Raw genomic sequence first — 12,160 nt, forward strand, 5'->3', positions numbered from 1 at the left:
CACCGAAGATATCTGCAAATTAGCTAAATTTAAGGTCACTTAATGTCAAATAACGCTAAGCATATTTTATTGGTAAATGGTCCTAACTTAAATATGCTGGGTAAACGTGAACCCGCTGTTTATGGCCATCATACTTTAGCCGACATTGAGCAAAACCTAGCTAAGCAAGCCGCTTCTTTAGGCTTATCACTTGAAAGTGTCCAGTCTAACTCGGAAGCTGAGCTAATTGAGCGCATTCACGCTGCATTTCAACAAGTTGACTTTATTATTATCAACCCAGCGGCCTTTACCCACCAAAGTGTGGCGTTGCGTGATGCTATTTTAGCGGTTGATATTCCTTTTATTGAAGTGCACATATCCAACGTGCACAAGCGCGAAGCATTTCGCCACCATTCCTATTTTTCAGACGTTGCCCAAGGCGTAATTTGCGGTTTGGGCATTGCCGGTTACAGCTATGCGCTGCAATCAGCACATGAGTTTTTATCCAAAGCAGAATAACTTTTATTACAAGAGAGAATAACCACTATGGCTATGGACATTCGTAAAGTTAAAAAATTAATCGAACTAGTTGAAGAATCAGGTATCTCTGAATTAGAGATCACTGAAGGTGAAGAGTCTGTACGCATTAGCCGTGCGGCTCCAGTAGCAGCGGTTGCAGCTCCAGTAGCAGCGGTTGCGGCTCCAGTAGCAGCACCGGCCGCAGCACCTACGGCTCCAGCAGAAGCTGCGCCTGCAGCTCCAGCAGGCCCAACTGGTCACGTAGTTAAATCACCTATGGTTGGTACTTACTACTCATCTCCTAAGCCAGACGCTCCTTCTTTCGTAGAAGTTGGTGCTCAAGTATCTGTAGGTCAAACATTGTGTATCGTTGAAGCAATGAAAATGATGAACGAAATCACTGCAGACAAAGCCGGTACAATTAAGACTATCTTCGCGCAAAACGGCGACGCATTAGAATTCGACCAACCACTATTCGAAATCGAATAATAAGGTCGGCTTACTATGTTAGATAAACTAGTCATTGCAAACCGAGGCGAGATCGCGTTGCGTATTTTACGCGCGTGTAAAGAGCTCGGTATTAAAACGGTTGCGGTTCACTCGCAAGCCGATAAAGAGTTAAAGCACGTTTTGTTGGCTGACGAAACCATTTGTATTGGTAAAGCACCTTCAATCGACAGCTATTTAAATATTCCTCGCATTATTGCGGCGGCTGAAGTCACCGATGCCGTGGCTATTCACCCCGGCTATGGTTTCTTATCAGAAAATGCTGATTTTGCCGAGCAAGTAGAACAAAGTGGCTTTATTTTTGTTGGTCCAAAAGCGGATTCAATTCGCATTATGGGTGACAAAGTTGAAGCGATTAAAGCCATGAAAAAAGCTGGCGTACCTTGTGTACCTGGTTCTGATGGCCCACTTGGTGAAGATGCGCAAACTAACAAGCAAATCGCTAAGCGTATTGGTTATCCGATCATTGTTAAAGCTGCCGGTGGTGGTGGTGGTCGTGGTATGCGTGTTGTGCGCTCTGAAGCTGAGTTAATTGAGTCAATTGAATTAACGAAATCAGAAGCCGGTGCTGCATTTAACAACGACATGGTTTACATGGAAAAATTCCTTGAAAACCCACGTCACGTTGAAGTTCAAGTATTAGCAGATGGCCAAGGTAACGCAATTCACTTAGGCGAGCGTGACTGTTCAATGCAACGTCGTCACCAAAAAGTCGTTGAAGAAGCGCCAGCGCCAGGTATCACTGAAGAAATGCGTAAGTTCATTGGTGAACGCTGTACGCGTGCTTGTATCGAAATTGGTTATCGTGGTGCGGGTACGTTCGAATTCTTATTCGAAAACGGCGAATTCTACTTTATCGAAATGAATACGCGTATTCAGGTTGAGCACCCAGTTACTGAAATGGTTACCGGTGTTGACTTGATTAAAGAGCAATTAAAAATTGCCGCTGGCCAGCCATTATCGTTAACTCAAGACGATATTAAAATTAAAGGCCATGCGATCGAATGTCGTATTAACGCTGAAGATCCAGAGCGCTTTATTCCTTCACCGGGTAAAATCACTCGTTTCCATTCACCAGGCGGTATGGGTGTACGCTGGGATTCGCACATTTATGCGGGTTACACAGTACCACCTCACTACGACTCTATGATTGGTAAGCTGATTACGTTTGGCGAAAATCGCGGTATTGCGATTGCCCGTATGAAAAATGCACTAGACGAGTTAGTGGTTGAAGGTATTAAAGTTAATGTACCTTTACAACAAAAGATAATGGATGACGAGAACTTCCAAAATGGTGGTAGCAATATCCACTATTTAGAGAAAAAACTCGGAATGGATCACTAGTTTCCTTTCTGGACTTGTGATTTGGCAGTAATCTGCCGACAAAAGGCGTCGCTTGTAATTTAAAGCGTCGCCTTTTTTGTTTAGCCAGTTTAGGCTAAAATCCCCGCCTTAAAATTTTAAACACCAATCGAGACCCGCCATGCCTTGGATCCAAGTTCGTTACACGACAGATAAAGAATCAGCCGATGCCATTTCCGACCATATGACAGGCACGGGCGCCGCAGCAGTCACCTTTCTTGATGCAGCAGACACCCCCATTTACGAACCTATGCCTGGCGAATTTTTATTGTGGGAAGCGACAACCGTAGTGGGTTTATATGATGCTGAAGTCGATGTTGATAAAATCTTACTGCGTTTACAAGCATCCAATGCCGGCAGCAAAGGTTTTTATAAAGTAGAGCAGCTTGAAGATAAAGACTGGGTACGCGAATGGATGGATAGCTTTCATCCTATGCAATTTGGTGAGCGTTTGTGGATCTGTCCATCGTGGCGCGATGTCCCTGACGAACAAGCCGTTAATGTCTTGCTCGATCCCGGTTTAGCTTTTGGTACCGGCACCCATCCAACTACAGGCTTATGTTTACAATGGCTAGACAGCCACATTCAAGATGACCAAGTCGTGGTCGATTTTGGCTGCGGTTCAGGCATATTAGCTATTGCCGCACTCAAACTAGGAGCGCAACGGGTTGTCGGTATCGATATTGACCCTCAAGCGATTGAAGCGTCCAAAGAAAACGCTAAACGTAACCAAGTTGAAGATAAAATCGAATTATTTTTACCGAATAACCAACCCAATCTGCAAGCCGACGTCGTCGTAGCAAATATTTTAGCGGGACCACTACGTGAATTAGCACAAGTGATAACCGATTATGTAAAACCTGGCGGTAAGTTAGCCCTATCAGGCATACTTGCTAGCCAAGCAGAACAAATTTGCGAGATATATGCCCAGTGGTTTGACTTAGACCCAGTCGCTCAACAAGAAGATTGGTGTCGAGTATCTGGTACTAAACGATAATTAATCCTAGGTAAAGGGTTACGCTAACGGGCTGTTCCATGTTAATTTGTAGTCAGTAAAAACGTTAACTATAGTTGACGATGACGAGCCACAAAACGGTTGGGCTGTAAACGGTCACAAATGCTGAAAATGACAATTACCCGTACTCTTATGCTGTTGCTTGGGCTGTTGCTAATCACATCAGTTCAAGCCAAAACATGGCGTTTTGCTGTGATCCCAAAAGATCAAAGCAACCCTTTTTTTCAACAAGTCAAAATAGGCTGTGAACGAGCCGCCAAAGCCCTTGGCAATGTTGAATGTGTATTTGAAGGCCCTAATAAAGCCAATGCCATCTCCCAACATTTGATCCTTGAAAAACTAATTGACCAAGGTATAGATGGTGTCGCTTTTAGCGTTTTATTAGACAGCTATGTTGCTCGACGCACCCTACCGGTTTTAGTCAAAAACGATATTCCACTCGTCACTTTCGACTCAGATATTGACGACTCAACAGCAAAACGCTTTCCTAATGTTCGCAAAGCCTATATTGGTACTAACAATTTTGATTTGGGTGTCAAATTAGGTTTAACATTAAAATCCATGCGCCCAGAAGGAGGCACATTGTGCATTCAAACGGGACGTAAAGACTCAGTAAACTTAGATGAGCGTATCTCTGGTATTCGAGCCGCTTTATCTGTCGCCGAGCCTAAGTTGATTAATCCAGCGCGGATCAGACGCCTAGTCAATATTAATGGCTGGACAGAACACGCTGATTGTCCGCTATATAGTTGGTCAGACCAAGAAAGAGCCGTTAAGCAACTACAAGACATGTTAACCCGCCCAGATAATATTGCAGTCGTGGCTGTTGGTGGTTGGCCGCAATATCACAGCTCATATCCAACTATGATGAAACAATTAAAGGTTTCTCACCCCAACCATACATTATTGGTCGCAGACACCACTCAAGAGCAATTAGATTTATTACAGCAGGGATTATCGAAAATCAACGTAGGGCAAAAACCAGCAAAAATGGGTGAGCAAGCAATCCACACCCTGTATAAAATTGTGACTGACCAGGCCTATGAACCGCAAATATTCACGGAGTTAACCCACTGTACACAAGACAATTATGCAAGGTGTACGCAGTAAAATTATTGGAATAACTTGGTAAAGGATGAAGGAAAGGCATTCCCTACATCCGTGTAGGTCGCCGTGCGCAGTTCCGGACGCTTAACGGCATTCCCTACATCCGTGTAGGTCGAAATTTATTTCGACATTAGCAGCTTTGCTGCTATTGGCTCGTTGTTATCGCTAACAATAAGCCTAAAACAAGAGCATCAAAACCCAATCTAATACTGCCAGTATGGTATTACTTTTAGAGCGCTGCGTCGTGACTGTTCCATCACTGAAATAAGCGAGCTCTTTTTATTAGCACTCCAATCTAACAACTCAGCTCGACCATCTAAATCCATTTCATTGTTGTGACTCATCAAATGACTTTGTAAAATTTCAAAAGTGTACAAATCATTGATGCCTTGCATAATATCCAACCAAGGTCCACGAAATGAACGCCATTCGTCATCTGGATATAAGCCGCCAACACAGATCCCAGTTAACAAACCATGATTTAGGCTGTCTTTGGCATCAATATAATTATCAGCACTAAACTCTTGTTTACGTGGCATTGCCTGTTTTAATTCAGACCAGCTTTCTTGCTGAAACTGATCCGCAACCGACAGCAAATAAGCATTTAATTGCGCTTCGTCAATATCCGCATAACAGCGCCACGCTTTTTCATATAACCACTTAACTAAGTTAATGATCAGTCGACTGTAACGCTCACTATAAAATAACGCGATGGGATTATGCTGCTCAACAATCTGCTTTTTACGCTCACTAAACTCTTCAGTGACTTTACTTTGATTACTTAAACGCTTTTTAAACGTACCTTTGGCACTCGCGAGTTGATGGCAAGCACAAGCCTCATCAACCCAAGCAAATTCTTGGCTTAGCCAAGCTAATTCATTATCAATTGATTGACTGGCTTTGGCTGGGATCAGGTTTTGATAAAGCTTTAATGTATGTTGGATTAAGTTAATACCCTGCGCCATATTGCGTAATGACGATACCTTATGTGACGACAGGTAAACTTCTTCATGATACTGCCAATAGCTTAAACCATGCTGAACCGTATTGATGAAAGCCTGTTCAATACTTATATCTCGCTCTACTTTAACAGCTTTAAGCTCGGCATGGTTTGCCAACTTTTTACCATGGAAAAGGCGATAGCCACGCGCTGCTTTAGAGTCATTCGATAAACGTAAATGCAATTGCTCGGTTAATAGATTAGCTAACTCAAAAATCGCTCGCACATCGCCGTCAATTAATTCTATTTCAATTTCGCGAATGTCTTGTTTATCATCATTGGCTTCGACTGCACCTAAGTCCAGCACCAGCTCAAGCTGAGTATCAGCAAAAATGAGTTCCCACTTTGTACGGGTAAAATCAGTAGTAAATAGCGGTTTAATTTCTTGTTGCAGATCGTAGGGGGAAATTAATTCAGGCCATATTTTACTAGGAAATAAACTTAAATCCGGACGCTGGGTGTCGATATCTACGTTGTATTCTGGTCGCTTATGCAAACCACCAACGACTGTACCCGCGGTTTTGATCGTTTGTTCAGATTGACCATCAACCGTACGAACTCGCAGGCCAAAATCAAGTTGTCTAAGCGCTTGTTGAGGAGTATCGAAATACGTATTAACCAAGCGCTTGGTCGACTTTTGGAGTTGCTTAGCGCTCTGTTCAAGTAGAGTATCGATTGCTTGAATGACTTGATGGTTATTCTTGTCTGTAAAAGGAGCGATAAAGAACTTCAGCTCTATCTCAGTATCCATAAAGTTTATTTTTACCTAATTACGAAGCGACAAAATACATAAGTCTTGCGTCGAACGCAATAGTAACCAAGAAGTGATAGGCTGTTTTTTGACCAGAACAATTGATTTTGATGATTGACTAACTGTTTTATTAAGATAAACGTAATTATTCAGCGTAGTAGATTTACAAACCATAGTTTTGCTATTTACCCTCGTCATTGCCGCGAATGCGGTAATCTAGCGACTTTGTACCGTACACATAGTTGAATTTACTTTAACAAAGGCGCTGGATACCTGATTTCTCAGGTATGACGATAATTTTTAATACCGGTGGTAGAAATTCTCCCTCTATTTAAAAACACGCTGAATAGTTACAGATAAACAAACCTTATATATCAATACCTAACAATAATTTGCTTATCAAAATCGAATAGCATAGGCTATGTTACACGCTACAATAATAACTACACTAGCTGCTCTCTTAGCAGCAATATGTCTCGACAAGCGGTATTGACTATGTTGCGCAGAATACTATTTACTTTATCCCTTTTATTGGTTGCCTTTTCAGCTTCTGTTCAAGCCGAAAATGAAGATAAACCAGATGGCTATGTAGCCGATGATCTATTTATTTATATGCATACCGGACCAAGCCGAAACTATCGTATTTTAGGTAGTATCACCGCGGGTTCGCCACTCAAAGTGTTAGCAACTAATGACGAAAACCAATTCAGCCAAGTAGAAGACGAAAAAGGTCGCCAAGGCTGGATAGAAAACAAGTTTTTATCATTACAAGCGGGCAAATCGCAACAAATCGAAATCCTCAATAAGCAACTCACCGAACAAGATAAAAGCCTGCAAGCTACCCAATCGCAGTTAACGAATACAAACCAAAAATTGGCTAGCATCACTCAGCAAACCGAGCAACTCAGTCAACAAGTCAATCAATTGCAAAATGAACTGCAAGCGAAAACTGAATCACTTAACGTATTGCAAAATGAAAAACAAAACCAAGCGCATAAAATTCAATTAGAGTGGCTAATGAAAGGCGGTGGTGTTTTATTATTTGGCATGATTATCGGTTACATGCTGCCGTTTTTACCTAAACGGAAGAAACGTCGTGACTTTGGTTATGGCGATTTATAGTCAATAAAATGTATTGGGACTGGCATCTATACAGTCCCACAACTTACATAATATTTTTACCCCTTTCCTCTATGTGTATTTAGTACCTTTTCAATTTAATTTTGATGAGTTGAAACAATGCCAGCTATTTTTGTAGGTTCGACGCTCGCTTAAAGCGCCTACTTTTGGTGCCTCAACAATGGCTGTTGATATTAGGCAATATTGCGCCTAGAAACCAAGCCTGAAGCAGCTCTGCTGCTAATGTCGAAATAAATTTCGACCTACATTAATTTGGTTTTCTTACTACCTCGGTGCTTTCAACTGATCATTTTTTCTGGAAACAGTACTAGTCACTTGCTTATTTAGCGATTGAGTTTTTCACCGCCTCAGTTGGCATTAATCTAATATTGCTCCACACTTTTAAAAAGCCTGCTTGTTTGCTAGGCATAAATTGGGGGCTGGAATTATGATTAATAAGCTTTTAAGCCAAGCTGACTACTTGCCAGATTTAGCACAATTAACCCAATTAATCGCCGACACTTATTGCTGTGATGAACAGGACTTTATTAAGCAAATAGCCTTACCCAGTCAACAAAACTTAGCTTTGGATGAAATAAGCCTAACCTGCGAGAAAATAATTACAGATTTACGCCAACATCAATCCGTGTCTGGAATAGCCGCATTTTTGCAAGAGTATGGGCTTTCCAATCAAGAAGGTTTGGTATTAATGGGCTTAGCAGAAGCCCTATTAAGGATCCCTGATGCGATCAGTGCCGAAGCGTTAATCGAAGATAGGCTTAGTGCTGCCGATTGGACTAAGCACAGTCAACACAGCTCTTCGAGTTTAGTTAATTTGACAACTTGGGGGCTAGAATTAGGTAGCAAGGTTACCGCCAGCCATGCCACTGCCAATCCGTTAGCCAATATGCTTAAACGCTTAGGCAAGCCAGTTATCAAACTAGCTTTAGACACTGCCGTTAAGTTAATGGCTAACCAATTTATATTGAGTGAAAGTGTTGACAAGATCGGCGTAAATAGCCGTGCTTTACAAGCAAAGGGCTATTGTTTTTCCTATGATATGCTGGGTGAAGCGGCAATGACCCAAGCCGATGCCACTCGCTATTTAAAATCTTATCAACACGCCATCATAGCAGTGGCAAATCAACAAGATGCTCATATCTCAGTCAAACTTTCCGCTTTGCATCCCAAATTTCAAGCCAATAATCAACAACAAGTTATCGAGCAATTAGTACCAAACTTAGTCAAACTCCTGACATTAGCTAATCAGCACGGTGTTGCTATCACCTTGGATGCCGAAGAAGCAGACCGCCTAGAACTCACCTTAGCTGTGTTTAAAGCAACTTTTTGTCAAATAGCAACGCTTAACAAAACTCATTTTGGTTTAGCCGTACAAGCCTATTCAAAACGTGCGATTGCAGTCATTGCATGGTTAAGGGAGCTTGCGCGCAGTCACTATAAAGTTATACCTGTGCGCCTTGTAAAAGGTGCTTATTGGGACCAAGAAATCAAACACAGCCAACAACTGGCAATAAGCGATTATCCAGTTTTCACCCAAAAAGCGGCAACCGATATTAATTACCTTGCTTGCGCCCAACTCTTGTTTCAACAGTCTAGTCAACGTTGGTTATACCCACAGTTTGCGACCCATAATGTTCATACACTGTTATGCATTATCGCCCTAGCCAAACAAAAACGGCTGAATGGCCAAGCGGCGCAATTTGAATGCCAACGCCTATATGGCATGGGGCAAGCTATCTATGATTTAGCACTGAATCACCCACAACAACTAGGCGGCGAAACACTCGAGCCATTTAGTTGTCGTATTTACGCCCCAATTGGTGATCACAAACAGCTATTGCCCTACCTTGTTCGTCGCTTATTGGAAAACGGGGCTAACTCATCTTTTGTTCATCAACTATTAGATGACAGCATTAGTGCTCAACAACTCAGCCTATCGCCTTTTGGTACGTTAACCCAATCAAAACCATTACATAAACCCCGAGCTTTGTTTACTGATCGCTTGAGTGCCGCGGGTATCAATCTCAATCTGCAACATAATCAAAAATATGTAACCAGTCACCTTGCCCAATTCAATAACAAGCAATGGCAAGCAGCAAGTTTAGTGCAAGGGCAAAACGTGACTAATGACAAAAGTGTCAATGTTTTTAATCCCGCGTTTCCGCTGCGCAAAATAGGCAGTTACGCATTATGTCAAGAATCGGATGTGCAGCAAGCATTTGATTTTGCGCGCGCTAATCTGAGCCAGTGGCAACATGAAGCACTTGATCAGCGCTGTCACAAACTCCATGCTTTTGCCGACAAGCTGCAAAAAAATCAATTTGAATTGATGAGCCTATTGATCTGTGAGGCAGGTAAAACGTGGCAAGATGCGATTGACGAAATTAAAGAAGCTATCGATTTTTGCCATTATTACGCCCAGCAAGCTAAAGACACATTACTACCGTGTTCATTACAAGGCGTAACGGGTGAAAAAAACACCTTACACTTAACGGGGCGCGGCCTGTTTTTATGCATTAGCCCTTGGAATTTCCCACTGGCTATTTTTGTTGGGCAAATAGCGGCAGCCTTAGTTTGTGGCAATAGTGTTATCGCAAAACCATCTTCCCATACTAACTTGATTGCTTTTCGCACCACTCAACTGGCATATGAAGTTGGCATTCCATCTTTTGCCCTGCAATTACTGCTAATTGATGGTCAGCAGCTAACCGATTGGGTATTACATAAGCAATCAATCGACGGCTTATGTTTTACTGGCTCTAATCAAACAGCACATCACATACAACAGCAGCTCACCCTGCATCAATCCGCTATAGTGCCCTACATTGCTGAAACAGGTGGACAAAACTGTTTAATTGCTGATTCAACTGCACTACCAGAACAAATAGTCAAAGATGTTATCCATTCAGCATTTACCAGTTGTGGACAAAGATGCTCGGCACTACGAGTGCTGTATATTCAGAATGAAATAGCAGAAGAAATTGAAGCCATGTTAATTGGTGCTTTGCAAACCTTAAAAATTGATGATCCCAGTTTGTTTTCTTCTGATATTGGCCCTTGTATTTCACAAGACGCTCAACAAGCGTTAATCAGTTACATTGACAGCCAACGGAAATTAGGGCGCGTTGTTTTCCAAGCCAACAAAGTTCAAACAAGTACTGGATATTATGTGCCTCCTACCATTATCAAGATTAATAGTGTGCTGGCTCTCACCAAAGAGCACTTTGGTCCTATATTACATATTGTGCACTTTCAACGATCTGAATTAGAGCAAATCATTGCTGATATCAATCAATCACAATTTGGCCTAACGTTAGGCATTCATAGTCGCCATCAATCGACCATCGAGCATATCTGCCAAACCGCCAATGTTGGTAATATTTACATTAACCGCAATCAAATTGGTGCTGTCGTCGGTAGTCAACCTTTTGGTGGTAGAGGGTTATCTGGTACAGGCCCCAAAGCAGGCGGCCCACACTATTTAAGTCGTTTTGTGTGTGAAAAAACCATTAGCAACAATACTGCCGCAATGGGTGGCAATATAGAGCTGCTAATGGCTAAACGATAACGAAGATAAATAAATTAACCTGTGTTGAGGTTAGTTATTTTGTTTTTGATGTTTTTTAATTGCTTTGGCAATACGTTTGGCCGCTTTACGCGTGGTTTTATCATTTGGGTGTAAGCCATCACCTAAATGCTCAAAACCTTGCCACATATTGTCTAAGAAAATAGCTGAAGGTAATTCAGCTTGAATGCGACTTTTGTAAATAGAACCATATAAATTATAGGCATACTCACTAACTATCCAATCCCATCCTAACGTATCTCTAAATAACGGCAGATCTAAATTTTGATAGGCAGGTGCCGTACCATAAATTGGCGTAATACCAAGATCGATAGCGCGCTGGCCTACCGCAATCATGTTATCAACTGATTGATTAATTTGCTCAACGGTACATTCACTCGTTTGATCCATAGGGATACCGAAAGCATCAGGGTGATTACAATCATTGCCGCGCAATATTAAAACGTAGTCAGCGAAAATATCTGGGCCCGCCGTAACGCGAGCTAACGCTTTAGTTAGCTGTTTATCAAAACCCTGCCAACCTGGTCCCACACATTCAGGGCCAGGAAAACAAGCAAGCCGATCAAATGAGGTGGCGCCCGCTTGCGCTTCATTGATAACGTGGCCAGATAAACTGCGCTCACGCACTAATGCATCTCCTAAAGCCAAATAACGTCCTGAATTAACCGCAATGCCACCAAGAGGGGCTTGCATGCCACTAATAAACGGCGTCGATGCATTACCATACGATGCACCAATCACTAAAATGGCATTTTCATCCTGCTTACTGTTGGCAAATGCGGTAGACGATAACAACACAGTCGCCGCAACACAGGTGGTTAGAACAGATTTAACTTTTTTAACGCTAAAAAGATCTCGCATACTACTAAATTTCCTTTGTACAAAATCAATCAATTGAGTCCAGTTATACCTAATGCAGTACCACAAGCGGATGAGCTAATCTGCACAAGCAGTAAATGAACGAGTGAACAATTTAACAACTTTAATCAGTGTCAAACTAAAACTTAAGATATAACAAAAATTTAACAATTTAAACCATTTATTAATACTGTTAAATTAAATCGTATTTTTAGTGGTTTAAACCACGAATTATCCACCTAAACTATGAAAACAAAATGTAATGCTATGTATTAATCTGTTCTCACGCTTCACAACGAAAGAGTCGATGAGCCTAGGGTTTTATCTACACCACAA

The 12,160-nt window shown here is 41.8% G+C and carries 9 protein-coding genes; 7 read left to right on the forward strand and 2 right to left on the reverse strand.

Annotated features, from left to right (window positions below; all coding sequences use genetic code 11):
• Positions 1-42: 42 nt before the first annotated feature.
• From aroQ to C2869_RS04460, 5 genes are all read left to right on the forward strand, one after another.
• Positions 43-498 (forward strand): type II 3-dehydroquinate dehydratase, encoded by a 456-nt coding sequence (gene aroQ, locus C2869_RS04440; RefSeq protein WP_108601807.1) that lies wholly within the window; start codon positions 43-45, stop codon positions 496-498.
• A gap of 33 nt (positions 499-531) precedes the next feature.
• A complete protein-coding gene (gene accB / locus C2869_RS04445; protein ID WP_108604960.1) occupies positions 532-987 on the forward strand; it encodes an acetyl-CoA carboxylase biotin carboxyl carrier protein in 456 nt (151 codons plus the stop codon).
• A 15-nt stretch (positions 988-1,002) separates the two neighbouring features.
• Positions 1,003-2,349, forward strand: coding sequence for an acetyl-CoA carboxylase biotin carboxylase subunit (gene accC, locus C2869_RS04450; RefSeq protein ID WP_108601808.1), 1,347 nt, complete (start codon positions 1,003-1,005; stop codon positions 2,347-2,349).
• Between the two features lie 139 nt (positions 2,350-2,488).
• Complete coding sequence (gene prmA, locus C2869_RS04455) at positions 2,489-3,364, forward strand: 50S ribosomal protein L11 methyltransferase (RefSeq protein ID WP_108601809.1); 876 nt, start codon at positions 2,489-2,491, stop codon at positions 3,362-3,364.
• Between the two features lie 120 nt (positions 3,365-3,484).
• Positions 3,485-4,492, forward strand: a complete 1,008-nt coding sequence (locus C2869_RS04460) for a substrate-binding domain-containing protein (RefSeq protein ID WP_108601810.1) — start codon at positions 3,485-3,487, stop codon at positions 4,490-4,492.
• Between the two features lie 200 nt (positions 4,493-4,692).
• Here C2869_RS04460 and C2869_RS04465 read toward each other — a convergent pair whose 3' ends face one another.
• Positions 4,693-6,240, reverse strand: a complete 1,548-nt coding sequence (locus C2869_RS04465) for a CYTH domain-containing protein (protein ID WP_108601811.1) — start codon at positions 6,238-6,240, stop codon at positions 4,693-4,695.
• 495 nt (positions 6,241-6,735) lie between these two features.
• On the opposite strand from C2869_RS04465, the gene C2869_RS04470 reads away from it, so the two are divergent.
• Together C2869_RS04470 and putA are read left to right on the forward strand one after the other, a co-directional pair.
• The gene (locus tag C2869_RS04470) at positions 6,736-7,362 is read left to right on the forward strand and encodes a TIGR04211 family SH3 domain-containing protein (RefSeq protein ID WP_159084031.1); all 627 of its coding nucleotides are present in this window, start codon (positions 6,736-6,738) and stop codon (positions 7,360-7,362) included.
• Between the two features lie 445 nt (positions 7,363-7,807).
• The gene (gene putA, locus C2869_RS04475) at positions 7,808-10,948 is read left to right on the forward strand and encodes a bifunctional proline dehydrogenase/L-glutamate gamma-semialdehyde dehydrogenase PutA (protein WP_108601813.1); all 3,141 of its coding nucleotides are present in this window, start codon (positions 7,808-7,810) and stop codon (positions 10,946-10,948) included.
• 30 nt (positions 10,949-10,978) lie between these two features.
• On the opposite strand, the gene C2869_RS04480 is transcribed toward putA, so the two are convergent.
• Positions 10,979-11,827, reverse strand: coding sequence for an SGNH/GDSL hydrolase family protein (locus C2869_RS04480; RefSeq protein ID WP_108601814.1), 849 nt, complete (start codon positions 11,825-11,827; stop codon positions 10,979-10,981).
• Positions 11,828-12,160 lie beyond the last annotated feature (333 nt).

The organism is Saccharobesus litoralis (assembly GCF_003063625.1).
Lineage (GTDB): Bacteria > Pseudomonadota > Gammaproteobacteria > Enterobacterales > Alteromonadaceae > Saccharobesus > Saccharobesus litoralis.

Coding starts and splice junctions, on each gene's coding strand:
- aroQ (WP_108601807.1), top strand. CDS start 43: ATGTCAAATAACGCTAAGCATATTTTATTGGTAAATGGTCCTAACTTA.
- accB (WP_108604960.1), top strand. CDS start 532: ATGGACATTCGTAAAGTTAAAAAATTAATCGAACTAGTTGAAGAATCA.
- accC (WP_108601808.1), top strand. CDS start 1,003: ATGTTAGATAAACTAGTCATTGCAAACCGAGGCGAGATCGCGTTGCGT.
- prmA (WP_108601809.1), top strand. CDS start 2,489: ATGCCTTGGATCCAAGTTCGTTACACGACAGATAAAGAATCAGCCGAT.
- C2869_RS04460 (WP_108601810.1), top strand. CDS start 3,485: ATGCTGAAAATGACAATTACCCGTACTCTTATGCTGTTGCTTGGGCTG.
- C2869_RS04465 (WP_108601811.1), bottom strand. CDS start 6,240: ATGGATACTGAGATAGAGCTGAAGTTCTTTATCGCTCCTTTTACAGAC.
- C2869_RS04470 (WP_159084031.1), top strand. CDS start 6,736: ATGTTGCGCAGAATACTATTTACTTTATCCCTTTTATTGGTTGCCTTT.
- putA (WP_108601813.1), top strand. CDS start 7,808: ATGATTAATAAGCTTTTAAGCCAAGCTGACTACTTGCCAGATTTAGCA.
- C2869_RS04480 (WP_108601814.1), bottom strand. CDS start 11,827: ATGCGAGATCTTTTTAGCGTTAAAAAAGTTAAATCTGTTCTAACCACC.